Annotated in this window: 15 protein-coding genes and 9 pseudogenes; 15 read left to right on the top strand and 9 right to left on the bottom strand. The window is 70.0% G+C overall.

Annotated features, from left to right (window positions below; all coding sequences use genetic code 11):
* Positions 1-213 precede the first annotated feature (213 nt).
* From ACFF45_RS08565 to ACFF45_RS08540, 6 genes and pseudogenes are all read left to right on the top strand, one after another.
* Complete coding sequence (locus tag ACFF45_RS08565; RefSeq protein WP_381344119.1) at positions 214-987, top strand: TnsA-like heteromeric transposase endonuclease subunit; 774 nt, start codon at positions 214-216, stop codon at positions 985-987.
* A pseudogene (locus tag ACFF45_RS08560) lies at positions 984-3,247 on the top strand (transposase). The gene ACFF45_RS08565 and the pseudogene ACFF45_RS08560 overlap by 4 nt, the downstream one beginning before the upstream one ends.
* Positions 3,225-4,493 (top strand): AAA family ATPase, encoded by a 1,269-nt coding sequence (locus ACFF45_RS08555; RefSeq protein ID WP_381344117.1) that lies wholly within the window; start codon positions 3,225-3,227, stop codon positions 4,491-4,493. Before ACFF45_RS08560 ends, ACFF45_RS08555 begins: the two are co-directional and overlap by 23 nt.
* Positions 4,486-4,926 (top strand): annotated as a pseudogene (locus ACFF45_RS08550) (TniQ family protein); the annotation flags it as partial. The gene ACFF45_RS08555 and the pseudogene ACFF45_RS08550, both read left to right, overlap by 8 nt.
* A 283-nt stretch (positions 4,927-5,209) precedes the next feature.
* Positions 5,210-6,340, top strand: coding sequence for a hypothetical protein (locus tag ACFF45_RS08545; protein ID WP_381344114.1), 1,131 nt, complete (start codon positions 5,210-5,212; stop codon positions 6,338-6,340).
* A 19-nt stretch (positions 6,341-6,359) separates the two neighbouring features.
* Positions 6,360-7,070: a hypothetical protein gene (locus tag ACFF45_RS08540; protein WP_381344111.1), complete on the top strand. Its 711-nt coding sequence runs from the start codon at positions 6,360-6,362 to the stop codon at positions 7,068-7,070.
* Between the two features lie 494 nt (positions 7,071-7,564).
* On the opposite strand, the pseudogene ACFF45_RS08535 reads toward ACFF45_RS08540, so the two are convergent.
* Together ACFF45_RS08535 and ACFF45_RS08530 are read right to left on the bottom strand one after the other, a co-directional pair.
* Positions 7,565-8,335: pseudogene (locus ACFF45_RS08535) on the bottom strand (transposase).
* Positions 8,336-8,379: 44 nt separating this feature from the next.
* The gene (locus ACFF45_RS08530) at positions 8,380-8,925 is read right to left on the bottom strand and encodes a hypothetical protein (RefSeq protein WP_381344108.1); all 546 of its coding nucleotides are present in this window, start codon (positions 8,923-8,925) and stop codon (positions 8,380-8,382) included.
* Between the two features lie 258 nt (positions 8,926-9,183).
* Between ACFF45_RS08530 and ACFF45_RS08525 the strand changes: the two genes are divergently transcribed.
* The 5 genes from ACFF45_RS08525 (at position 9,184) to ACFF45_RS08505 (ending at position 12,053) form a co-directional block, all read left to right on the top strand.
* Entirely contained in the window at positions 9,184-10,071 is an 888-nt protein-coding gene (locus tag ACFF45_RS08525) for a GNAT family N-acetyltransferase (RefSeq protein WP_381344105.1), read from the top strand.
* Between the two features lie 205 nt (positions 10,072-10,276).
* Positions 10,277-10,579 carry a DUF6233 domain-containing protein gene (locus ACFF45_RS08520; protein WP_381344103.1) on the top strand — a complete coding sequence of 101 codons (303 nt, stop codon included), beginning with the start codon at positions 10,277-10,279 and terminating at the stop codon, positions 10,577-10,579.
* 87 nt (positions 10,580-10,666) lie between these two features.
* On the top strand, positions 10,667-11,005 hold the full coding sequence (locus tag ACFF45_RS08515) for an endonuclease VII (RefSeq protein WP_381344100.1): 339 nt from the start codon (positions 10,667-10,669) through the stop codon (positions 11,003-11,005).
* Positions 11,006-11,179: a hypothetical protein gene (locus ACFF45_RS08510; RefSeq protein WP_381344098.1), complete on the top strand. Its 174-nt coding sequence runs from the start codon at positions 11,006-11,008 to the stop codon at positions 11,177-11,179.
* Positions 11,180-11,450: 271 nt separating this feature from the next.
* Positions 11,451-12,053, top strand: a complete 603-nt coding sequence (locus tag ACFF45_RS08505; protein WP_381344095.1) for an endonuclease domain-containing protein — start codon at positions 11,451-11,453, stop codon at positions 12,051-12,053.
* Positions 12,054-12,082: 29 nt separating this feature from the next.
* Here the strand turns inward: ACFF45_RS08505 and ACFF45_RS08500 are convergent.
* Both ACFF45_RS08500 and ACFF45_RS08495 read right to left on the bottom strand, forming a co-directional pair.
* Positions 12,083-12,912 (bottom strand): annotated as a pseudogene (locus ACFF45_RS08500) (phytanoyl-CoA dioxygenase family protein).
* A gap of 71 nt (positions 12,913-12,983) precedes the next feature.
* Positions 12,984-14,154 (bottom strand): annotated as a pseudogene (locus tag ACFF45_RS08495) (DUF8841 domain-containing protein); the annotation flags it as partial.
* A 128-nt stretch (positions 14,155-14,282) separates the two neighbouring features.
* Here ACFF45_RS08495 and ACFF45_RS08490 point away from each other — a divergent pair.
* Complete coding sequence (locus tag ACFF45_RS08490; RefSeq protein WP_381344093.1) at positions 14,283-15,251, top strand: hypothetical protein; 969 nt, start codon at positions 14,283-14,285, stop codon at positions 15,249-15,251.
* Positions 15,252-15,425: 174 nt separating this feature from the next.
* Here ACFF45_RS08490 and ACFF45_RS08485 read toward each other — a convergent pair.
* A pseudogene (locus ACFF45_RS08485) lies at positions 15,426-15,911 on the bottom strand (transposase); the annotation flags it as partial.
* A gap of 217 nt (positions 15,912-16,128) precedes the next feature.
* Between ACFF45_RS08485 and ACFF45_RS08480 the strand changes: the two are divergent.
* Positions 16,129-16,959 (top strand): annotated as a pseudogene (locus ACFF45_RS08480) (IS5 family transposase); the annotation flags it as partial.
* Positions 16,960-17,110: 151 nt separating this feature from the next.
* Here ACFF45_RS08480 and ACFF45_RS08475 read toward each other — a convergent pair.
* From ACFF45_RS08475 to ACFF45_RS08460, 4 genes and pseudogenes are all read right to left on the bottom strand, one after another.
* Positions 17,111-17,755 (bottom strand): annotated as a pseudogene (locus ACFF45_RS08475) (IS701 family transposase); the annotation flags it as partial.
* Between the two features lie 141 nt (positions 17,756-17,896).
* A complete protein-coding gene (locus tag ACFF45_RS08470; RefSeq protein ID WP_381344087.1) occupies positions 17,897-18,343 on the bottom strand; it encodes a hypothetical protein in 447 nt (148 codons plus the stop codon).
* A gap of 807 nt (positions 18,344-19,150) precedes the next feature.
* Entirely contained in the window at positions 19,151-22,462 is a 3,312-nt protein-coding gene (locus ACFF45_RS08465) for a GH92 family glycosyl hydrolase (protein WP_381344337.1), read from the bottom strand.
* Positions 22,463-23,091: 629 nt separating this feature from the next.
* Positions 23,092-23,349, bottom strand: a complete 258-nt coding sequence (locus ACFF45_RS08460; RefSeq protein WP_381344085.1) for a hypothetical protein — start codon at positions 23,347-23,349, stop codon at positions 23,092-23,094.
* A gap of 898 nt (positions 23,350-24,247) precedes the next feature.
* On the opposite strand from ACFF45_RS08460, the pseudogene ACFF45_RS08455 reads away from it, so the two are divergent.
* A pseudogene (locus tag ACFF45_RS08455) lies at positions 24,248-24,532 on the top strand (ATP-binding protein); the annotation flags it as partial.
* A 92-nt stretch (positions 24,533-24,624) separates the two neighbouring features.
* Positions 24,625-25,002 (top strand): hypothetical protein, encoded by a 378-nt coding sequence (locus ACFF45_RS08450; RefSeq protein ID WP_381344082.1) that lies wholly within the window; start codon positions 24,625-24,627, stop codon positions 25,000-25,002.
* Positions 25,003-25,056: the final 54 nt, after the last annotated feature.

Raw genomic sequence — 25,056 nt, 5'->3', positions numbered from 1 at the left:
AGCAACCCAGTTGTCACCAACGAGGCATCCGACTTGTCACAGGCGCTCATTCAGCAGTCTTTCTGTCACCAGAAACGAAGATCGGGAGCCTGAGGTTCTCCCCGGCGCTTCCATGGACTCATGGCCGCTGCACACGCCGGGTCGGGAAGAGTAGTCGACGCCGCTGACACTGGGTCCGTCTGGTCGCATCAGTGCAGCTGGGAGGACCTTTTCGTGCCGACGGACGTCGACGCGGGCAGGTCCGGTCTGGATCTGGGCGACGGCTGGACGGGACGGTGGGCGGTCTTGTGGCGGGCCGGCGGAGACGATGCGTCCTGCTCGGTGCACGATCTCGTACAGGAGCCGGTGCTCACGAGCGACCCGATGCGGCACTTCACCTGGCGCCGGGACCAGCGGCACCGTCCTGGCCTGCAGTTCATGGCCAGCACCGGCCGGCACCACGGCGCGGAGAGCCTGGGGGAGAGCCGGGTGCTGCTGGCCCTGGACTTCGCCGGCGACGTGGTCGATGTCGTCTCGCAGCCGCTGAAGATCTCCTTCGCGACCTGCGGGAAGCGCCGGGCCCACACCCCTGACTACCTCGCGGTGACCCGCCGCGGCGTCTGGCTGATCGACGTACGCCCCGAGTCTTTGATCAAGGAGTCGGACCGGGAGTCGTTCGCCGCGGCCGCCGCGGCCGCCGAGGTCGCCGTCGCCTGCGGCTGGCGCTACGCGGTGGCCGCCCGCTGGCGCGAGCACGCGTTCGCGGGCCTGGACGCGATGGCGTCGCGGCGCCGGTTGAGGTCCGATCCGCTGGGGCTGCGGTCGGTGCTGCTCGCCGAGGCCGGGGGTGGGCGGAGGTTCGGTGAGCTCGCGGCGGCGACGGGCTGTGAGCCGGTGGCCCGGGCCCAGTTGCTGCATCTGCTGTGGTCCCGGCAGCTGGGTGTCGACTTGGCCGGCCCGCTGCAGGACCGCTCGCTCGTGATGCCCGCCGGGGAGGCGGGCCGGTGACCGCGGCGGCGGTGCTGGACCTTTCCCCCGGCGCCGGGCTGGTGCTGGACGGGACGGAGTGGACGGTCGAGCGGCGCGAACCGCACCTGGGCCGGGTGCAGTTGGTGAAGGACGACGGCACCCGCGAGCGGATGACCTTCAGGTTCCCGGCCAACCATCCGCAGTGCCGGCCATCGTCACGGGCGTCGGCGGCGGGGGCCGACCGGGGCCGCCAGCGCAAGGCGTCCGAGGACCTGAATGCGGGCCGGTTGGAGCTGACCGAGCTGCGGATGGCCCACCTGCTGGAAGTGGCGACCGGGTTCCGCTCCGGTGACCCGTTCCACCCGGGCCCGGGTGAGCCGAGAGCCGAGTACGACCCTGCGACGACGACGCTCACCGAGCGCCGGCACGCGAAGGTGGCGGAGCTCGCGGCCCTGGATCCGCAGCACGCGCGGCTGCTGGGGCTGGGCTCGGTCGGCTACCGCACGCTGATCCGGTGGGAGAACGCCCGCCGCCGGTTCGGGCTGGTCGGCTGCGCGGACGACCGGTGGCTGCGTCGCAGCGGCGGAACTCGGACGGTTTCCGAGGAGGTGAGGGAGGCGGTCCTGGCGGTCCGCGAGGAGACGCAGCGGATGGCGAAGGTGTCGATGCGGACCAAGGACCGCATGATCCGCCAGTACGTCCGCGAGGAGTTCGGGCCCGAGACGAAGGTGCCCAGCTACGACACCCTGCGCCGGCTCTGGCAGGAGTGGTTCGGCCCCGGCGGCGCCCGGCAGCGCTATGCGAGATCGGCCGATCTGCCGGAGTCGCAGGGGCACGTCCTGGTGCACCGGCCGGGCCAGGTCGTCGCGCTGGACACCACGGTGCTGCCGGTGATGGTCCGCGAGCACGTCTTCGGCGATCCGGTGAAGATGCACCTCACCTTGGCCCTGGACGTCTGCACGCACTCGCTGGTCGCGTTCCGGCTGACGGTGGTCTCCGACACCTCGGTGGATGTCGCGATGGTGCTGCGGGACGTGACGATGCCGCTGCCGATGCGGGCGGACTGGGGCGAGGATCTGGAATGGCCCCACCCCGGCCTGCCGGCCGCGGTGGTGGCCGAGTTCGCCGGGCACGCGGTGGCCGGCCTGCCGTTCTTCACTCCGGAGACGGTGACGACCGACCACGGATCGGTCTATCGCAACCACCACCTGGTCGAGGTCGAGCGGGTGCTGGGCTGCCAGGTCCTGCCCGCGCGGGTGCTGCGGCCGACCGACAAGGCGGCCGTCGAGCGGGCGTTCGGCGTGATCCGGCAGCTCTTGTTCGAGCACCTGGTCGGCTACACCGGCGTCGACGTCGCTGACCGCGGGGCCGACCCGGCCGCGGACGCGGTGCTGACGGCCGACCAGCTCGAGCACCTGATCGCGACCTGGATCGTCGGCGTCTGGCAGAAGCGCAAGTTGGGCGAGTACGCCCCGGCCTGGGATCCGGACGGCTCGCACAGCCCGAACTCGCTGTTCGCGGCGTCGTTCGCGCAGACCGGCTTCGCGATGGACATCCCCTCCCCGGAGCTGTTCTACGAGCTGTTGCCCGCCCACTACGTCCGCATCGACAAGCGCCGCGGGGTGAAGATCCGCGGACTTTGGTACGACGACCCGGACGTCCTGCGGGACTACCGCGGCGAGCTGTCGACGCGGGGCGGCAAGCACAAGGGCAAGTGGCTCATCCGCCGCGACCCGCGGGATCGGCGCCAGGTGTTCTTCCAGGACCCGATCAGCCATGACTGGCACCCGCTGCCCTGGACGGGCATGCCCCAGGCCGGGCAGATGCCGGCCTTCGGGGACGCGCGGGCCAGCGCTTTGCTCGCCAAGGCCGCGGCGGCCGGGCTGAAGCCGCAGTCGGACGCCGAACTGCTGCCGGTGCTGCTTGAGCTGATCGGCTCGAACATCCCCGTCAGCAAGTGGCCGACCCAGATGAAGAAGTCCCAGCGCACCGAGCACGCCCGCGAGACGCACCAGGCCAGGCCGCGCAGGCCGACCGGCCGCCGAGCACGGCGGCCGCGGCCCCACCACCCGCCCCCGCTCCTGCTGGGGAGGAAACGGCGAGGGTGCTGAGCTGGCCGGGCCGGGCCCGCCAGACGCAGGAAGCGGTCGCCGGGGAACGGCGCCGGCGGCGGGAGGCCGTCCGGCCCGCTTCCGTCCCACCGCCCGAGCTGGGCCACAGCTTCCGAGCCCGCAGCGTGTTCGTCCTGCCCGAGGACGACTTGGAGGAGGACCGTGGTGGACCAGACGACGCCGGATGAGCACGCGGTCGTCCCGTTCCTGCGGGCCGGCCCGCCGCCGGACCGCACACGCTGGGAGGGCTGGCAGCAATGGCGCAAGATCCGCGGCACCTTCGTGCCCGCGCCGCGGCTCACGCCGGCGGACTACCAGAGCCTGAGCCCGCGGCGGCGGGCCCTGCACGACTTGCACCGCACCGCGACGCACGTCAACATGCGGCTGCAGGAGACGCCGATGAGCGCGCGGGTCGCGAACCTGATGCGCGGGCGGCTGCAGAACAACGCGGTGAAGTTCATGCCCGGCACCCGCGACGGCCTGATGATCAACGGCGGCGGGTTCCAGGGCAAGACCGAGACCGCCTGCGACGCGGCCGCGTCCTTCGAGGACGTCTGGCGCGAGGTCCACCACCAGCTGCTGCCCGGTCCCACCCCCGGCACCCGGGACGTGTTCGTGCCCGTCGCCTACTGCCGCCTGCCGGTCCGCGCGACACCCAAGGGCCTCTGCAAGGCGATCTTGAACGTCTACGGCAACCCGCACCCCGGAACCCTGGACGACCTGGTCAGAGCAGTGCGGGACGCGATCCGGGACCATCACACCATCGCCCTGCTGATCGACGACATCACCCGGCTCCGGCTCCACCGCGAGGACGACCAGGACACCCTCGACCTGATCCGGGAGCTGATGGACCTCAACGTCACCCTGATCCTGATCGGCGTGGACATCCCCGGCTCCGGACTCCTGCGCGGCGCCTACGTCGACCAGCGCACCGGACAGTGGATCTTCCCCGACAACGTGCGGGGCGGGCGGCACAGCACCGCGGCCGCCACGCAGACGGGCCGCCGGTTCGACATGGTCGATCTCGACCCGTTCGACTACTCCAACCCGGCCGGCATCACCGCCTTCCTCGACCACCTGGCGGGCATCGAGGACCAGCTGCGGCTCCTGCGGTCCTTCGAAGGCATGCTGACCACCGGCGAGATGCCCGAGTACCTCTTCGGCCGCACCCGCGGCGTCGTCGGCCTCCTGCGGCGGCTGATCGAGGACGGCTGCACCGACGCGATCCTCACCGGCGAGGAACGCCTCACCCCCGAACTGCTCGCGCAGACCACGATCCACCTCGGCAACCTGAACGACCTCGACCCAGGCGCCGGCGAAGTCCCCGACATCCCACAGGCCACCGCCCCGCCCACGAAACCCAAGAACCGCCGCCGGCGCGGCCGCAACACGGTCCTCGACGACCGCGGAAACAGGCCGGCCGCCGGTGGCTAACACGACCGTGGGCGCCGGGCTGCGGCCCTTCGGACTCAGCCTCGACCCGCTGGAAGGCGAGTCCCTGGCCGGCTTCGTCCTGCGTCTGGCCCACCGCCTGCACATCTCGCCCCACGAGCTCGCCCGGCAGACCGGCCTGACCGAACAGGACCGGCTCAGGCGGGCCCGCGCGTCACTCTCGACGCGGCTGACCCCCGCCGAGACCAAGGACTTCGCTGCCACCACCCGCTTGGACCCCCGCGAGGTCCGCGCGATGACACTGGAACCTCTCGCTTCCCGCTATCCGCCGGCAGCCCGCAGCGTCGCCAATGCCCGGGCCGGGAAGGTTTACTCCACGCACGCGGACGGCTGGTTGTTCCCCACAACCGCCCGTTACTGCCCCCGCTGCCTCGCCGGTGACGGCTCCGACATCCAGAACGCCCACGGCGGGCCCTGGAGGATCCTCTGGCGCCTGCCCGTCGTCTTCGCCTGCCCGCAGCACAAGATGTTCCTGGAACACCTCTGCCCCCACTGCCACAAGCCGATCAACTTCAGCAGCAGGACACAGTTGGTCCCCCGCCCCGCCGCCGCTAGGGTCCACCCCGCCCACTGCCGGTCCTCACCGACCCAGGACGTTCCGACCAGCCTGCCGGGCGCCCCCTGCGGGGCGCCGCTTGCGCACGACCCACGGCACCATCAGCCCGGGCCCGCTCTGCTCGAGCTCCAGCGCAAGATCCTTGGCCAGCTCGGCCTCCACCGGGCCCAAACGACAAGCACAGCAGTACTTCACCGAACTCATCCTCCTCACCGGCCTGGTCATGATCTGCTGGCCGCGCATCCAGCCGGTCGGCACCACCCGCCCCCTCGCCGCCGCCGTCGACCGGCACCTCGCCATCCACGACGGAGTCGACTCCCGCCCCTACCGCTCCACCGCGGCACCCGTCGACGCGCTCGCCTGCGCCGGCCTCCTCCAGGTCACCGATCGCATCCTGAGCGCCGACGATCTACGCGAAGCGCTCTCCCCGCTCGCACCGGAGGAGAACCGAAACCGCACCGGAATCCCGCCCACACGGCACCTGATCTGGGACAACGTCTTCAAGAAACAGCGCAGCGCATGCTCCGAGCGCTTCCAGCAGGCCGCCGACACGATCGTTCCCACCTTCCGACGCACCGGCAAAGGCGGATTCCGCCTCCCCGCCACCGGCGTCGGCCTGCGACCCGAACACATCCCCGCGTGCTTGCCCCAGGAACTCGCCGACCGCCACCTCGGCTTCCTCTCGGACACCACGCCGAAGATGCGCCGACGCGCGGCCGCGGTCTTCCTCGTCCGGCGCGCACGCGGCGGCGGCCTGGACACAGCCGCCCAGTTTCTCGGGATCAACCCCGAGAACAAGAGGATGGGCTACACGCAGCTGCTGAACCGCCGCCTCCGCGCCAGCGGCAAAGCCCGCGACTTCGAACAGGCCCTCGACGCCATCACCGCCGAGCTCCTCAAAGGCCCGGTCATCGACTATCAACACCGACGCGAGGTCCTCGCCACCTGGACGTTGGAACCCGAGGACTGGCAGCACATACTCACCCGGCTCCCGGACCTCACCAGCCACCGAAAACCCCTCAGCGACGACCGCCGACGCCTGGCCGTCAGCGCCTACATCTGGACCCGCGTCACCGAAGGCGAGCCCGACTTCGCCCCCTGCCCGCCGCACATCGCCCCCGACCCCGCACTACGTGCCGTCTGGACCCGGGAGCGACACAACGTCTTCCACTGGCTCCGCACCACCGACCACCAGCCCTACTACGGCGCCCTCAAGCCACTACTCGAAGCCCACGCCGAGCACCTGGCCAAGGCGATCGACCACTGTCAGTGACGGCATGCAGAATGCGTTCATGAGCCACGACTACAGGCCCGGTGACGTGCTGTTGCTGGAGTGCCAGTTCACTGAGACCACCGTTACCGGGGTCACCCGTTACCACGTGTCCGTGCGGTGGCCGTGGTTGGAAGTGGACCCACAGGCCGAGAACTTCAGGTGGAATGGCCAGAGGGCGCTTCCAACGCCCGCGGCCCGCGAGTGGGAGATCTTCCGGACGGAGCCGGCGGAGACCGCACTGAAGCCGGGCGATACCTGCCTGGTGGGAATCCCCGCGACCGTGGTGCATGTTCAGGCAGTCCACCGCTTCGATCCGCCCCTGGTCACCGGCATGCTGCCCCGGCCCGCGTCCTACCTTGAGGTCCTACAGCAGGGTGAGACCCACGACCCTTCCCTCGAGGACCAGGGCTACACGATCGATCCGGCCGGCGGCGAACCCATACGCATCGAGCTGGTCTTCCGTCCGTACGCCTTCCTCGAACTGGGTGATGAGGTTGCCGACCGGGACGGGCGCGCCTGGCGGTTCGATGCCGCCTGGGACTGGCACCCCTTCGACGGCGAACAGTCGGGCACTCCGGCCTGGCCGCTGAAGTTGATCACCCGCCAGGGTGAACCGACACCGAAGGAAGCCGAAGAGGTCGCCCAGGCAACAGCAGTCGGCAGCCACTTGGACGAACTGGAGCGGTGGAGCGCACTCACTCACGCGCGACCAGCCGCCTATCAGCAGTAGGCCCCGCCGGTGACAAGAAACCTGCCTATGTGACAGCTATCTTGCTTCGGCTCACAATACGTTTTTAGCAGGCCCCGAATTCGACCGTGCCAGAAACCGGAAATCTATGGACTGGACGTGTGTGAAAATGGCGCGCAGGCCAGCAGCGCGGGTGCCCTGTTCCATGAAATGCGACTCGATGACGGCCTCAGCGACGATCGGATGCAGGTCTTCTTCCGTCGCACCGGCCTCCTGGAGTCCGAGAATCTGCTTCGCGCAGGCGGGTGAGACCGGGGTGGTGATGGTGCGGATGCGGCCGTCGCCCGAGCTGCCCGTGCAGGTGAACCCAGAGAAGGAATCTCACCTGTGCTCTTGCGGATCTCGGCGCGGGGCGGGTGAACACCTTCCGCCGGACCAGCCCTATGCAGGACTCCAACGTGCCCGCGCTGGACTAAGCCTCGTCCCGTGTATGACCTCTTGAGTCGTCGCCTGGCGTACCGCTCCCAGGCTTGCCTCTATTCGGTGAGGGCCAGGTGGTGTAGGCGTGCGATGCCGAGCATGGCGTGGTGGACACCATCGCCTTTCGGGCGGCAGTCGCGAAGGATCTTCCAGCTCTTCATGCGGGCAAAGACGTGCTCGACGCGGGCTCGGACCTTGCGATGGAAAGTGTCGTGTTCCTCTTTCCAGGCTGGGAGTTCTGCCCGGCCTGGTTCGCGGCGGTGAAGGATGACCGGGCCGGTGCCCCTGTAACCGCCGTCCGCGGTCACGGTGGTACGGCCGACGGAGGTCCTCGCGCCGGACAACTCCCATGCCTTGCAGTCGTTGCGGTTCCCGGACACAGGCCGTCCGACCACAACGACCATCCGTGTGTCTGCGTCGATGACCACTTGGTGGTTGGTGGAGTACCTGTAGTTCGTGGACTGCTCAGCGGCGCTGTGATCGCGGGTGGACACGAGCGTGCCGTCGGCAATGAGCACGGTGCCGGCGCGGAAGCGTTGCCGCTGCTTGAGCGCCAGCAACGGTCCAACGTGGTCGATGATGCGGTCGGCAGCTGACTTGGAAACGCCGAACAACGGGGCAAGCCGGCGCAGTGTCAGAATGATTCGCCAGTACGCCGTGACCAGCAACACCCGGTCTTCCAGCGGCAGTGACCAGGGGCGCCCCCGGCGAGTCAACGCAGCACCTTCTCGGCGCAACATAGCGCTCAGCCTGCGGAAGTCGCTCGGTTACAGGCCGCTGAACGGGGCTATCCAACGCGGTTCCGACGCCGTGATCACACCAGCCACGTGGAGAGGTAGTTCCACACCTGTGGACCTCGGAAAGCCGGGACTCAGCCGCAGTGGCTCTCCCGTTGCTCCACGGAACCCACCTGTTCCATGCGCCGGATCTCGCGCTCTGCCGCTTCCAGGTGCCCGAGGTCGAGGGCCATCGCAGCACGTCCGGCGACGTAGAAGATGTCCTGTCGGGTCCGGCAGTCCAGCCCCGGTTGGCGACACAAGGCCAGGAATCCCACTTCGAGACTGAGTTCGATGCCGACCATCCGGTCCCGAACGCGGACGGGGAGTGCGGCGTGCCGGAGGTCCTTCGCGTAGTCACGCGTCTGCCGATCGGCCTCGTCCGGCCGGGCCTCCACAGGACGATAGGGGTGATCGGCCCACTCCGTGTCAGCCCACCAGACGAGTTCGTCCAGGTGCTCCGAGGCGACCGACAAATCCGGGGGCGAGGCGGAGAGGGCCGCGTCCGCGTCAGCAACCAGCTGGGCGAGACGGCGTCGCGCGTCGTCGTCCCCCGCCACGCACATCGCGATGAAGCCCGACAACACGTCGAGCCGGCGCGACACCTCTGCCCGCTGCCAGATCTCGTACAGTCCCGCCATCTACCGTTCCCTCTCCGCCGACCGCGTCTCGTGACCCGAACCCTATGACGCGCTTCCACCGGCGGGTCCAACGGTTTTCCCAGGCTCAGCGAACGAACTTCATGTCGGCTTGGTGCGGCGCACAGTCGCCTCTGACAGCTCGTGGGTCCACGAACGGGGGCTCCTTGATCATCGCGGGACAGCCCGTAGGGGGACGGTTCGTGGCGGAAAAGCGTTGAAGAAACGGCCCCGGGTCGAGGCCGTACGGGATCATGAAGCATGCCCCTGGATGACTGGCACCTCACCCAAGACGTCGACGACTTCCTTGCTCAAGCCGGGGACTTCCTGTCATCGCGCGCCGCCCTGCACAACACGCCGCTGACGGACATCGAGAAGCTGCGGATACAGAGCGCGGCTGATCACGACGAGCAAGCTGCCGTGTTCGGCCGGCTGGAGTCACAGAGCGAAGTTCGCGCGATCTTCTATCTCACTCCCCGAGGACGCCTGGGCCTCACGCCTCTCTCCGTCGCGCAGACTGACGCCCTGGCTGCCCACCTGGCCGGCCTCGGCTACTCACCGGCCCACGTCATCGCGGACCACGACACCGCTGGCGCCTTCGCCGAGTCATGGCAGCAGCACACGGGCGCGGCCCCGGAAAGGTTCTGGAGGACGCATCTTTACCGTCTCGGCTCGCTCACCCCACCGCAGCCGCGACCGAAAGGCCAGGGGCGCCTCACGGATGGGAAGGACCGTGAGCAAGTCGTGCGCTGGTGCCGTGAATTCTGTGCCGACGTCGGGGAGCAGCACTCCATCGACTTGATCGACGCCGGTGCATGGGACGACTCGCGTTTCGGCGACAGGCACTTCACGATCTGGGAAACCCAGGAGGGCGCCCCCGTCTCGATGGCAGCCGCGACCTCGGTCATCGGCGGCATGGTCCGGATCGACCCCGTCTACACCCCCGCCCACCTCCGCGGCCGCGGCTACGCGGGAGCTGTGACGGTCGAGGCGAGCAGGCGCGCGCTTGCCGCGGGGGCAACGGACGTTGTCCTGTTCACGGACCCGGACAACCCCACGAGCAACGCCCTCTACCAACGCATTGGGTATGTCCACGTCGCCGACTTCGCCGGGCACAAGTTCTCCTACAGCGCACCGGAAGCCGGTTGACGGGCACCCCTGGGCAACGGGTCCAGGAAGGCTCGCCGGGCGCCCCCGTACCGGCGATACGACGGGCTGTGGGCACCATCTGTCGCAGGCCACTGCACGAATAGTGCAGGGATCGAATACCGCCTCTTCACCAGTATGGCGACTCGGTAGAGCCTGCCGAATACCGCGCCGCGTCTGGGTGCGCGCTCCTGACCATGTGCGGCCCGTGGACGGCGTCTCGTACGATGCTGTACCCACCGAGTACCTGAAGCCGTCCTCGCCCGTCCAGGAGGCGCTGGTGCGGCGGCGGCCGTCCGGCTGGGTACTGGCGAGGGCCGGCGGCCGCGGTCCCGGTCGGGGCGGTGTCGTGCACGCCGTCGACTGCGAAGAGGCGCCGGCGGGGGCGCCGGTGTTGCCGCTGGACGCAGCCGAGCAGCCGGGGGTGCGGCTGTGCTCGCTGTGCGGCGCGGCTGCCGAACCGGACCCCGTCCTCAAGGGCTTCGAGCACGGCTTCCAGGACGGCGAATAGACCTGCACTCGCGCGCCTTTACGGATATCCGCTCCCACGTGCGAGTACGCAGGGGACGCTGTCAGACCCCGCTGCCACCATCCGGGCATGGCCCAGATCAGCCCCCGGCTCGCCCGCACGTACTTCGCGGAGATCTCCGCCGCATCCGCCCTCCCGCTCGACCCGGACGACCTCGTGCACATGGTGCGGCTGCGCCAGCACGGCCACGTCGTCATCGGCGACATCGCGATCCGCTGCTACAAGAACAGGTCGAAGTGGACGTACGACGAACGGGACATCCGACGCGCTGCCCAGGCATTCGCTGACTTCCGCCTGGACCTGGGCGACGTCGTCGAGTTCCAGGTGCCGCCCTACCGCGAGCGTGACGACCAGGACCCGGAGGAGCGGGGGTGGGCCGACTGGCGGGAGAAGATCGCCTCCTCCTGAATGTACTGGCACGCCCGCCAGAAGCACCAGGAGCAGCGGCACTACGACGACGGGAACGACAGCTGGCAACGTATCGGCGCCCAGGGGCTGCCCGGTGACCTGACCCGGGAAGAGTTCATGGCGGCCTCCAGCGGACGCCGCCGAACATCGCTGACACCCGGCCGCTGGAGCTGATGACCCGCTCCGGCGGCAGCCTGCTCCTGCCGAGGGCCTACGCCTAACTCCTCGACCGCCGCGAGCAGGTGACGGAGGACCTGGTCGCCGTGGCCGGCCCCGCCCGCCGCGGCCGGGGCCGGCCAGGACGGAGCCCGGACCTGTAGCCGCTGCCGCGCCCAGGGCCCGCGCTCGGGGTGCCTGGCGCACACCAAGCCCTCTCGGCTACGTCACCCTGTGCCCGCCGTGCTCGGGAGCCACCTTCCAGCGGTACACCGGCCACCTGCGCGGCGTGCTGTACGAGTCGGCCCGCACGCGCAGCACCCGCGCCGACGGTTACCTGTGCCGCCTGTGCTCGGAGGCTCGGGCAGCGGTCCGGAATCACTGCCACGACCACGACCACGACCACGGCCTGGTCCGCGGCCCGCTGTGCGGCAGCTCCAACACCTACGAGGGAAAGAGCACCGCGCACTCCTTCCTTCGGAACAAGGCGGGTGCCGCCCTGCACCTGCTGGAGTGCCGCGGCTGCCTGGAGCGACGCACTCTGCCCGCCCGGTACCACGCCGCCCCCGCCCGGATGCACGTGGAGGCGACGCAACGCCACATCATCCGCACCCGCCGATGCAGGCACGTGCCATGGATCGAGCACGTGGAGCTCGCCCATGGCGCGTACCGATTCGAGCTGTCCTGCTGGTGGCACAAAGCGACGTGGACGAAGGACGTCACGGTCGCTCAGACGGCGACGCTCTTGAAGAGTTCGTCGAACAGACGCTTGCCGCCGAGCAGGCCGGCATCGTCGTACCAACCCCACGCAGCCCGGATTCGGACACCACGCTCCAGGCGTGACGTCGTTCCCGGTACGCGAGCGAGCCCGGACCGCATCGGTCCGGTGTGACCGAGTGCGCGAGTCGGCGGATGAGCGCTTTACTTGGCGGAGCCGAGCATTCTGGTTGGGGGTCCGGTGTCCTCCCCGTCAGGACCGGAGGTGGCCTTCCCCAGGCCCCGGCGGATTGCGATCTCCACGGGTGAGTACGCGCCGTCGGCCCGCTCCAGTTCGTACGGCGTGGCTGGCATCAGCGGCGGCTGGGCCATGAAGCGCGGTCGCGCCCCGTGGTGCGGCTGCGCTGCGTGCACCAGGAACGGATGGCACAGGAAGACGTCACCTGGGGAACCGGTGGCGAGGGCGAGCGGCCGGTGGGCGGATGCCGCCACGAGGTCCGGCGCGATGGCCAGGCCGCTCGCGCCCTCCTCCCCGTACGGCTCCGACACCCTCGGCACGTCGAGGTGGGAGCCGATCCGGATCCGAGTCGGGGCGTCTTCTTCCCCACCTCGCTGAACAGAAATAGCATCAGCAGGGCCCTGCCGTGTGAGCGGAGATTGGTGAAGGACCAGGTCTCGCCCTCCACCGCATAGCTGCCCTCGATGTGCCAGCCCGCGTCGTCGGGCTCCTCCTCGTGCGGAAAGCGCAGCGGGAAGGTGCCGAGCGAGTAGCGCGGCTCCCAGCGCCCGGCACCGACCAGCAGGTCCTACGCCCGGTGCAGGGCCGGGGAGTTGGGTGCAGCGGCGAACGGTCCCTGTGCCATCCCGCCGACCCAGCGCACGGGCTGCGTCCACGTCTCCGGGTCGTCCGGGTCGCAGCCCGTCTCCCGCCACAGCAGCTGCGCGCAGCTCGCGGCCACGCGGGGCGCGACGGCGCCCTCCAGCTTGACGAAGCCGTTGAGGAGGAAGCGGGATACCAAGGTCGTGTCGTCCATGCCTCCATCGTGCGGCGCCGCCCGTCCCGGTCACCCGACACTTGCCGCACCGCTTTTATCGGGTGCGGCGTTCAGGGCCGCGCCTGATTGAATCGATGGTCGGGATCTTGGAGGCGAGCGTGCTGGAGCGGCTCAATCAGGCCATGGAGCACATCGAGCGGCAGCTCGACAGCTCCGTCGACGTAGGCGAACTGGCGCGGGTGGCGGCCACCTCGGAGTACCACCTGCGGCGGATGTTCTCGGCGCTCGCCGGGATGCCGCTGTCGGAGTACATCAGGCGCCGTCGGCTGACCGTCGCGGGCGCTGAGGTACTGGCTGATGAGTGGTTCCCATCGAACCCGTAGACGACGCAGTCGGACAGGATGGCGATGGGGTGCTGGCCGGTGAATGCCGCGTGCTTGACGATCTTGCGGTGCAGGTTGATGCGGGTGCGGGAGATGACCGCCGCGCGGATGTCCGGCCGCCACGTCGGGCGGGACAGGGCGCGCCACGGCCGCCCGGGCCTCCAGCCCTCGCCGCGCGGCCGCTCGCGGAGCTTGCCCAGGCCGCCCTTGACCGTCGCCTTGATCGCCGAGACGACGATCGCCAGGTCCGGGTCGCGGTCGGGTGCCTCGCACGGCGCCGGGTCGACCGGATCCTTGCCCAGCGAGCCGGGGTTGTGCTCGGAGTGCCGCTCGCCGTCGGCGTCCCGCTCGGAGGCCCGGGTCGCCGGGTGCAGCGCTGTCATCAGCTCCAGGCCGGTCACGGCCGTGGAGCCGCGCGGCGTCATCACCCGGGACGCGTACACGCCCAGCACGCGGGCGAGCTCCGCCGGCGGAAGCTGCCCGGCCTCGCCCAGTGCCGCGTGTCCAGCGCCTGCCACGACGGGATGCACAGCTGCACGCAGGCCCGCTTCCAACCGGTGGCCGGGCGGTAGATCCGCGCCCACGGCCCGAACCCGCGCTTGGTCAGCTTCCACTCCGCGCGGACCAGCTGCTTGATGACCTTGTGGCCCTCCGGCAGGCGCCCGGCGAGCCGCTCCTCCTCGGCGAGGGCGACGGGGAGGCCGTAGCGCTCCAGGGCGGCCTCGGTGACCACGAGCAGCGGGTCAGCGTCCTTGCCCGGCCCGGACAGCTTCGGCTGCCCGAGCTTCCCCTCACCAAGCGTCCAGTCCACCAGGGCGGGGATGCTCCTGGCGGATACGTCCAGGACCAGGCCGCCGGTGCAGTACGCCAGCACCCTCCCGTCCTCGACGTCGACGACCGGACGACAGGAGTGCGGGGGTGGGTCATTCGATCCCGGCCAGGGAAGGGCTGGAAACCATCGCGTCACGCGAAGTCCATGTGGGGAGATACGAGCGGTCGCATCACACAGGGTAGCCAGGAGGTCACGTGAGGTGGAAAGACGCGTTCGGCGACGCGATGAAGGAACTGACGGCGATACGGCAACAGCTCCTGCGTCTCGACCGTCTCGACGATCCGACGGTCGGAATGACCGCCCTGCACGGCGAGGTCGCCCAGAGCCGCCTGAAGATCCTCGAAAAGATCGAGGGGGGCGTTACCGGACTGCGCGAGGAGAACCGGGAGGTACGCCGACGCCAGGACCGGATGATCAGCGACCTGAACGACACGCGGGCCGAGCTCCGACAACTGCTGGACCTGGCCGACGTCCTCCGCCCCCTCGCGCTGGCAGCCACATCCGGCGATGCCACGCAGACGGGCCATGAGGAGACTGCGCCCCAGGTGACGGAGTCGGGAGCGGAGGCCGGCTCCGGCTCCACCAGCGCGACCTCGGCACATCCGGCCGCCTCGTCCGACACTCAGGGGGGAACCGTGGAGAACGCTGAACGCCAGCCGCAGTCCGAGGCCGCGAGCCAGGAGCAGGACCTCGCTCTCAAGAACGCCATCGAGGCCGCTTACCAAGGGGGCACGGGCGCTTCCCGCGCCCAGCCTCCCAGTGCCACGCCACAGGCGTCCGCCGGCGCGGAGGACCCACAAGTCGGCCACGGTGTACTTCTGCTGAAGGCCGCCGGTGTGGCCTCCGCGGAACTGATCGCGCACCGAGACACCTGGGAGTGGCTCGCTGCCCTGGCCGTCGACCACAGCCACTTCCGCACCCCGCCCGCTGTGGAGGACTTCAAGGAAGGCCGCGTCCGGACCGTACTGTCCGGGCGCTCCCTCATCGCCCTGCTGATCGAGCTGTGGAACACCCGCTCCACCGCCACTCCGCGGGAGGGCGACTGGGCGATGGCTGTGACCTCCTACCACCGCATCGCGGCCCGACTCGCCGGCGTCGCCGGGCAAGGCGAGACCATCCGCATCGTCCTGGACGACGGCCTTCCCCACGCAACGGAGGACTGACCAGCAACTTCCACCGAAACAAGGGACGGGCCCGCGCCGGACACCGGTGCGGGCCTGCCTGCGAGCGGCTCAGGAGTGCTCCTCACAGAGGCTGCCACTCAATGACACCATCACGGGTGACGCAGATCCTTCCGGAGCGGTGCCAGTCATGGAGCATCTCGATCACCGCCTGCTCGTATAGGGGCCGACGTCCAGCGGCCGGTTGCGGAATGCGGCAACCTGCTCGTCCAGGTGCTTGGCCATCGCGCTGACCTGGGACTTCGACAGCTGGGTGACCCCGAGGGACTCGGCGAGTTTCTCGACCCTGCGGGTGCTGGCGCCCAGCAGGAAGGCGGTCGCCACCACCGAGATGAGGGTCTGCTCGGCCCGCCGACGCCGTTCGAGAAGCCAGTGCGGGAAGTAACTGCCCAGGCGCAGCTTGGGGACGGCGAGTTCGACCGTTCTCGCCCGGGTGTCCCACTCGCGCGGGCGGTAGCCGTTGCGGTGGTTGACGCGTTCGTCGCTGACCTGGCCGTATTCGGCGTTGCAGAGGGTGTCGGCCTCCGCGGACATGAGCGCGTCGGTGAACGTTTTGACCATCGCGCGCAGCAGATCGGGACTCGCCGCGGCGAGGTTGTCTTCCACGAGGGCGTGCAGGGGCGGACTGTCGGGTGCGGTCATCGTGCTGATCTCCTTCGAGCTTCGACATCTCGAAGATCAGCCGGTGGCCGTTCGTCTATGCGGGCGCCATCCTGATGCCGGAGCAAACCCCCGGATCAGGTCGAACCCGTACACCACTTCCCTGGACGCAACCGACGCCCGGCTTTTGCGGACGTGTGCTTCCGTTGTTGTCGCTGTGCGCCTGGGCGCACTCGGTCCGCGGCGGTACGCCGGAAGCATGCCGACGCGACGCCCGTATCCGAGTGATCTGTCCGATGCCCGCTGGGAGTTGATCGAGCCGGTGCTTTCGGCCTGGGGCTTTGAGCGCCGCGGCAGGGCCCTGGACTTCGGCCGGCCGCCGGAACATGACCTGCGCGACATCATGGATGCGATCTTGTACGTGGACCGCACCGGGGTCCAGTGGCGCTGCTTCCCGCACGACTTCCCACACTGGAACACGGTCTACGGCTACTTCGCCAAGTGGCAGCAGGACGGCGTGTTCGCCCAGCCCAACGGTCCGCTCAGGCAACCCCTACGGGAAAAGGAAGGACGGAACGGCGAGCCATCGGCCTGCGTGATCGACGCCCAGAGCGTCAAGACCTCCACCAGCGTCCCCGCCTCCAGCCAGGGCACCGATGCCGGGAAGAAGATCGTGGGACGCAAGCGGAGCATCGTCACCGACACGCTCGGACTCCTGCTCGCGGTGCTGGTCACCGCGGCAAGTGTGCAGGATTCCGTGGCCGGCACCCGTCTCCTGGACCAGGTTGCCGCCGAGCACCCCGGCATCCGCAAGGTCTGGGTCGACGGCGGCTACCGCCAGCACCTCGTTGAACATGCCGCCACCCTCGGCATCGACATGGAGATCAGCGCACGCACACCCGGGACCAAGGGCTTCACCACGATCCCGAAGCGGTGGGCGGTCGAGCGCACCTACGGCTGGCTCATGCTCCACCGTCGCCTCGCCCGCGACTATGAAACCCTGCCCGTCCGCTCCGAAACCATGACCCACCTCGCCATGACCGACCTCATGGCCCGCCGCCTCACCAGCGAGAACACCATCTCCTGGCGCGACCCGACACCACAGATCAAACAGCCGATTCTGGATGAAACATCGGGCGAAAACGACCTCTATGTTGCGGTGGCAGGTGGGGCAGGCGCCGGTCCAGCACAGCAGCAGGTCCGGCAGGGTCTGGAGGACCTGGGAGAAGGTCAGGCCGGCGTGTGGGCCTTGGGTCCAGGCGCCGGAGGGTGAGGAAGGCGTGGGCGGCGGTGACGAGGGTGACGTGGTGGTGCCATCCGCGCCAGGTGCGACCCTCGAAGTGGTCCAGGCCCAGACCGTGCTTGAGCTCGCGGCAGTCGTGTTGGATCCGCCAGCGGATCTTCGCCATGCGGACCAGTTGCCGCAGCGCGGTGTCGGCGGGCAGGCTGGTCAGCCAGTAGTCGGTGGGCTCATCCTGGTGCGCTGGCCACTCGGCGATGAGGGTCTCGGTGGGCAGAACGCCGTCCCATCCGGCACGGCCACCAGCACCCTCGCGCGCTGCCTTCGTCGCCGCGACACCGGCGGGGCGGACCTCCATCACGATGAACCGGCCGGCCATCGAGCCTTTGCTGCCCTGCCGCCAGATGCAACGCCGCAGCCGGCCCCGCCCGGCGGCCGTGACCAGATCCTTCAGGGACCGGGCCCGCCCGCGGTATCGGGGCAGCCGCGGGGCGCCCATCCGCCCCTCTCGCTCCGGCGCGGTGGGCACGGCCTCGCCGGGGTGGGCGCTGGTGTCACCGCGGACCGCCACTACGTAGTCCAGACCGCGATCGGCCACAGCGGCCCGGAAGGAGTGCATCTGGCCGTATCCGGCATCGGCCACCACCCGGCCGGCCACACATGGCGGGCCGGCCGCGCAGCCCGCGCCGCGCGAGCGGGCGGAGAACAACGCGCCTTCGCGCCGCTGGCTCTGTCTCCGGAAGCGTCAGACGCTCAGGCATGGTCCGGGCTGCTGTCGGCCCGCTGCTCACTCACCTGCCGTGTCCGCTCCGGTTGCCTTGCTCAGCTGAGCGGCGAGACGGACGGCGGTCTTCTCCCCAGCTCGCTGCCTGATCAGACCCTCTTTGGCAGCTGCACGAAGCCAGACCTCCGAGGCGGCCTCATCGGCCTTCAGCACCCGCGCCGTCACCACTACGGGGTTCAGACCGCCGACACCGCCGCTGGCGACAACGCGAATCGTCTCGTCCTCGCCAGAGCCAACTGACACGGTCTCGACTGCGCGGCCCGCGCCCCCGAGCACACCGGAGACGCGCTTCACCGCATCGTCGAACGGCAAGGGAACAAGTAGATCGATCTCATGGACGTCTTTCCTCATCAGCTTGGCCACCACCCGAACCAAGCGACCACTACCCCCGCTCACCGCGCCCAGAGCAGCAAGCTCCTCAGCCAAGATCTGGTCTTCGATCTGATCCACGGACTCTACCCTCACCGATAGGTCGCCCTGCCAGGCCGCCACATGATTTTCCGCCGGGCAGTCCATGTTGACGTACGCCGATCGATGAGGTGCGACCCCACCTTCCGTCACCCGGGTCGGGCAGACGACTTGACTTGCTAATCCTCTGAGATGTCTTGTCACGGCCGCAGTTGGCCGAGGCGCGGCGTGTGCGGGCAGCCGAGGCGTTTGAGCAAGGACGCACCCGGACCCGCTTGCCGATCAGGCGCGCTGCCGAAGGGACGAACGTCCTCGCTTCGCCATACGCACCCGCTCTCATTCACCGCTGCGCACCCAGAACCGTCAAGGCGCTCCAGGCCACCACGACGGCCGAGGCGGCGCCACAACCCACCAGCATGGGAGCCAGCCAAGCGGAGGCCATTGCACGGCGCGCGGTTTCACCTGGTATGCCCTGCGCTGACGGAGTGCAGTGCGGGCCGGCGAGGGCGGCGCATCACCCGGCACCTGTAGCCGGGTGTCACGCGTGGCCGTGATCCTGGCAGGCTGTGTGGCGCTTCGCAGGCCGCACCCTGTGCTCCCGGGTGTCACCGTGTTGCGGGGGAGCGGCAGCAGCACGCGTTTCCTTCCGGGCTCTGCGACGTACGTACCGGTGCTGCACCGGGGCCTCCACGTCAGCGTCGCAGCCTCGGGCCGACATGTACGTAGGAGCAGCGCTTCGTGACCGGCTTCAGGACGGCGACTTTCAGCGGGCTCTGGGCTGCCGCCTCGATACGAAAGAGCCAGGCCCGGCCGTGAGGGGGCCCGGGGCCGGTCCCCCTCACGCGCGTCTCAGTCCAGCGTGATCGCGTAGACCTCGATCCGCCGGTCGTCCGGCAGACTCAGCGACCGCACCGTCCGGTCGGCGGCCAGCGCAGCCGCCGTCGCGAACAGCCGCACCGACGGGCCGTCGACGCCCTGGCCGCGTCGGATCCGGTGGTCCATGTCCAGTGCGACGGTGCTGCCCGCCGGCGCGGAGCCCGCCCAGTCGCCCACCGTGACGGGCAGCTCGGCGCTGGTGCCGTCGGTGTAGCGGACGGTGAGCGTCGTGGACACGGTGCCGCTGTGGGCGGCCGCCACCAGCCGCAGCGAGCCGTGCCTCCCGCCCGGCAGCAGCAGCGACTGCCCGCGCGCCTCGGTGAAGTTGGCCGCCGTACCGGACGCGTCGGGCGCCTGGTAGGTGACGCCGCCCCACGTCACCGGGCCCGTCTTCGGCAGCAGCGCGGCGTCGTAGCTCCAACCGCCGCCGTCGAAGTCACCCTCACCGGACGCGGCCACGGTCGCGGTGCCGTCATGGTTCGCCTCGCGTGCGAGGTCCACCGCGCACTGACCGCCCGCCTGTGCCGCGCACGAGCCCGGCTCGCGGACCTCCACGGTCGCCTCACGCCTCAGACTGCCCGCGCCCGTAGCCGCGATGTCGAACCGCACCGTGTAGGTGCCCGGCGCCGTTCCGGCCGGTACGGTCACCTCGGGCTCCACCGTGCGCTGCACGGGCAGCCGGCGGGAGTCGAGGTCGAACGCGGACGGCATCCGCACCTGCCACCCCTCGGGCGCCGTCGCCCGCACAGTGACCCGCAGCGCGCCGGGCGCCTGGCCGAGCACGTCGAGCGCAAGGTGCGCCGTCTGCGCGGTGTCGCTCTTCGGCACCACGTCGGAACCGGCCCGCAACGAGGCGTCCAGGTGCCGGCGGGAGTCGGCGGCCGCGTGGTTCACCGACGGCGGCTCCGCCTCCTTGCCGGTGCCCCAGGAGGACGGCTTGTCCCCCAGCTCGTGGGCGAGCGTGCCGCCGCGGGCGAGCGCGTCCCACTCCAGCCAGGTCCGGCGCAGATCCCTGCCGTCGAAGGCCGAGCGCTGGATGTAGCGGGTGGTGTCACTCGCGTCCGGCGCCTCGATGGTCAGCGTGCCGCCCTGCTGTGTGCCGTACTCGCCGATCCTGACGACGGCCGACGAGAACTGCGGGCTGGAGACGGCGAGGAAGTCGCCGCCGCTCATCGTCGGATACAGGCCGAGGGAGGAGAAGACGTACCAGGCGGACATGGTGCCGAGGTCGTCGTTGCCGGTCATGCCGTCGGGGCCGTTGGTGAACAGCGTCATCGCGGCGCGCACGACGGTCGCCGTCTTCGCGGGCGCCCCGGCCCACAGGTACATGTACGGGGCGTGCAGGTCGGGCTCGTTGTTCGGGTTGTACGTGGGCTTGCCGTAGTAGTCGTACGGGGCGGAGATCCAGTCCTCGCGGGCGGTGCGCTCCGGGTCGGTGAGCAGCTTGTCGTACGCGAAGAACCCGTCGAGCCGCTTCTCGGTGGCCGCCCTGCCGCCCATCAGCGAGACCAGTCCGGCCGGGTCCTGCGGGACGAGCCACTGGTACTGGTGGGCGCCGCCCTCGTGGAACTGGTGAGCCGCCTCGACCGGGTCGTAGGGGGTGAGCCAGGTCCCCTCGGCCGTCCGGGGGCGGAACTGGGCGATCTCCGCGTCCCACAGGTTGCGGTACCACTGGCCGCGCCCCGCGAACATCCGGGCGTCGGCGCCATGGCCGAGCGCGTCGGCCATCAGTGCCAGCGACGCGTCGGCCGCGGCGTACTCGAGCGTCGCGGAGGCGGGGTGCTTGCAATCGTTGTCGCCGCCCTTGTCGGCGCAGTCCCTGCCGAGTTCCAGGCCGGAGGGGACGTAGCCGCGCGCCTTGTAGTGCTCCACGCCGGAGCGGCCGTTGTACGGCGAGCCGGCCGGCGGAGTGCTGGTGGCGTTCTCTCGCAGCAGCGCGTACGCCTCGTCCTCGTGACCCTCGAGAAGCCCCTTGGACCAGGCCTCGACGAGGAAGGGGGTCACCGGGTCGCCGGTCATGATGTTGGTCTCGCTGTTGGCGAGTGCCCAGCGCGGCAGCCAGCCGCCGTCGCGTCCGGCGGCGACGACCGAGAGCGCCACGTCGCGGGCCACCGTCGGCTGGAGCAGTTCGAGCAGCTGGTTCTGCGGCCGGTAGGTGTCCCACAGGGACAGGTTCTGGTAGGGCGTGAACCCGTCGGCGGTGTGCACCTTGCCGTCGAAGCCCGCGTACCTGCGGTCGACGTCGCCGGCGACGTTCGGGTGCAACTGGGCGTGGTAGAGCGCGGTGTAGAAGGCCCGCTGCCGCTCGAGTGTGCCGCCGCCGACCTTCACGGAGCCGAGCTGCCGCTGCCAAGTGGCGTGGAGGGCGGCGCGGGTGGCGTCGAAGTCGTACGAGTCCCCCGTCTCGGCGGCCAGGTTCTTCCGGGCGCCGTCCGGGCCCGTGTACGACAGGCCGACCTTGACGACGACATCCCGGTCGGCGGCCGCGTCGAACGTCACCCAGGCGCCGTTGCCTCCTTCGCCTGCTGCGTCGCGGCCGCCGGGGGTGCGTGTGTCGCCGCGCCAGGTGCCATGGGACGCGAAGGGACGGTCGAAGGTGGCGGTGAAGTAGACCGTGTGCCGGTCCTTGCCGGCGCAGAAGTTGCCTGCCTCGACGCGACCTTCGACGGTGCGGTCGCCGACGACGTGCACCTCGGAGTCGTACACGCGCTGGTTGGCCTTGCCGGTGTTGAACAGGACGTTGGCCGCGCCGGTCGCGGGGAAGGTGTAGCGCTGCCAGCCGGTACGGGGCGTGGCGGTGAGCTCGGCGCCGATGTCGTACGTCTTCAGGCCGACGCGGTAGTAGCCGGGTTCGGCCTGCTCGTCGTCGTGGGCGTACGTGGAGCGGTACCGGGCCGGGTCGACGGTGTCGACCGGGCCGGTGGTGGGCATCAGCGGCAGTTCGCCCGCCACGGAGCAGCCGACGCCGGAGAGATGGGTCTGACTGAAACCGTGGATCTTGTCCTGCTGGTAGTCGTAGCCGCCCTGGCCGCCGGTGTCGGGGCTGACCTGCACCATGCCGAACGGGGCGCTCGCGCCGGGAAAGGTGTTGCCGAAGTTCTCTGTGCCGACGAAGGGGTTGACCAGTGCGGCCGGGTCGTCGGCCACCGGTGCGGCGGCCTGCGCGGCGGAGGCCGGTACGCCGTACGCGGGGGCAAGCAGGCCGCCCCAGGCGATGGCGACGGCAATCGGGACTGCGGCGGCCCGCGTCGTACGCGCCCGGATTCTCCTCAGCAGTTGGTGCATGGGCATCATCGGCGTCCCTCTCCTGAATCCGTGAACCAGCGCGGAGACTTGACCACGCATCTGACATCGTTGTCAACGCCTTGGACCGATTTCCCGTTTCGGGAAACCGCTCCATGGCCCGCGATCAGCGCGACGCGGTGAGCGGCGGCGCCAGCCGACCGTCCGTCCGTCTTGGCGACCGTGTGGTCCATCCGTTCCAGATGCGCCCCGTCGTGCGTCACCAGCATCGCCGCGGTGGACCGCTCGTAACGCTCGGCGGGGGCTTGTCGGTGTGTGGGGTGGTGGCTGGCGGCCGACTTGGAGGAGGGCGGTGGTTTTCCCGGCTGCGGCGACTCCGGTGTTCATCAGGGAGGGCCGGGCGGTGGCCTGCTGATGGCGGCCGAGGATCATCAGGGTGCGGACCTGGGCGGCGAGGGTGCTGATGGCGGGGGTGCGGATGGTCACGAACGCGGAGTGGTAGGCGAGGCGTTGTCGCGGCTGCGGGCGGGTTTCGGGCTGGGGGGGAGCGGGCGGGTCGGTGGTGGCGAAGCGGTGCCAGCCCTGCCAGGTGGCCAGGGGCCAAAAGGGCTCGGCGGTAACGTCGTGTTCGCCGTCGGTGGCCGTGCTGTGTGCGCTCTGCGGGCGCGGGCTCACCATTTGTCGGCTTCCTCGTCTGCGTCGTAGAGCCCGAAGCCGGTGGAAGCGGCGGGCCCGGTGTCTTCGTCGGGCAGGTCGTCGAGGTCGTCGATGCTGTCGTCCTCGTCTTCGGCATCGTGCTGCGCCAGCCTGTCGGCGCTTGGGCCGCTGTCGTGGTCCGGATGGCGGGCTGCGGGGAGCGGGATTGCGGCGGTGCGGGCCAGGAGGACCTGTTCGGTTTTGGTGACGTGGCCGCTGTGGACGCGGCGCATGGGGCTTCGCTTATGGCCTTGGCAGACCACGGTGCCGGCCGTCGGCGAGGCCGGGACTGGGGGAGCGGTACGGCGAGCGGGCGGAAGGGTCGTCTCCGGGCAGGGACCGGGGCCGGGGAGACGCTCGTGGTGGCGGCCGTGAGCATCGCGGCCGCCACGGGCAGGACACCAAACGCTTGCGAGCCGGCACCGGCGTGAATCGCATCGTCAGTGCCGCGCCGTAGGGTGCCGGGGCACGGCCGCACGGTCGTCGCCGCCACCCCGACGGAGAGCAGATCCCGCGTGTTTTCTGAGACGCCCATCTTCGCCGTTGCGGTCGGCCAGCCGCCCCGCCCACCCCGCCGATGGCACCATGCCCACGCAGACCGACCTCCAGCCAGCGGCGAAATGCCCGCGGCGTTAGCCAACGGACCTCGCTGGTCCGCCCGTTCTTCACCCTGGCCGTCGGCACCAGAACACGCTGGCCGCTCCGGCCGACGACCGACCGCATGAGCACCGGGTTGACCGGCACGTGATCGCGCCGCGCCGCCCACTCGTACAGCCGGGTCAGCGCGGCCAGCCCGGGGGTCCACAGTGCCCCACCCACCCGGCGCGGATTGCGCAGCGAGCGGGTCCGCCAGTCCTCGCAGTCCCACAGATCGTCTGCTGTGGCGTCGCGCCATGTCTTCCCGCGTCCCCACAGGAGAACAGGCAGTAGTCGTCCGTGTAGTTCCGCTTCGTCTCCTGCGCGAGACGGGCGAACGACAACCGGCACAGATACCGGCCAAGCGCCTCATCGACCCGTGGTCCGGAGAAAGAAGAATCGGATCCCAGGATGAATCCCAACTCGATCCGCCGATGACCCCGGACCGGTGGAACGGCGTGCCCGATATCTGACCACAAGCCCCAGGTCCGCGGTGTCACCCTCGCCCCGCGCACCGACGTGGACGGCGAGGGCGACGTGATGGTGCCGTGCCCGCGCGACGACGAATGCACCGGCCGAGCCTGGGCGCCCGCCTGCAGCGTCACCTGCCTGTACCGCGCGCTGAACGGCGACCTGGACGACGACGAGGACGTCGTCTGCACCGTCCATGGTGGCCCCGACGACGTCGACCAGGAGGCCGACGACCACGACCTCCAGGGCGACGACCCCGAGGGCCGCGCCGACCTGGAAGCGCAGTACGCGGACGCGGTTCGTGCGTGAGTCGTACCGTCGACGCTTCGCCGAACAACCACAACCCGCCGCGACCCGGCCGCACCGGGCGCCCGCTGTTACCCCGGGAAGGACACCCACTCATGGGTATCACGATCACTAACATGTACGGCACCGCGCACAACGTCAGCGAGACCAACCTGGCCCAGGTCATCAGCTGCGACTACTACCGGCTGCCCCTCGTCGGCACCATCGCCCCCGGCAACCCCGGCTACGAGGACATGGTCGAGACGCTGCGGGACAACGGCCACGACACCCGCCTCGAGGGGTACGGGCTGATCTTCCTGGAGTCCGAGCAGTTCAGCGCGACGTACTTCGGATCGATCGAGCAGATCGAGCAGTACCAGCGCGAGAACGTCGACGGCAAGGCGACCTTCGACGCCTCGCAGGGCAAGGCGCGCGGGTTCCAGGATTCCTGGACGTCAAGCAGTAGGAACTCGTACGCGACTACTGGACCCTAAGGGCTTGCAGATCATCAAGGTGTTGCTTCCCGTCCCATGGCTCGTTGATGTGGT

This window comes from Streptomyces cinereospinus, from assembly GCF_042430725.1.
Classification (GTDB): Bacteria; Actinomycetota; Actinomycetes; order Streptomycetales; family Streptomycetaceae; genus Streptomyces; species Streptomyces cinereospinus.
This window is presented reverse-complemented; position numbering and strand designations above follow the sequence as displayed.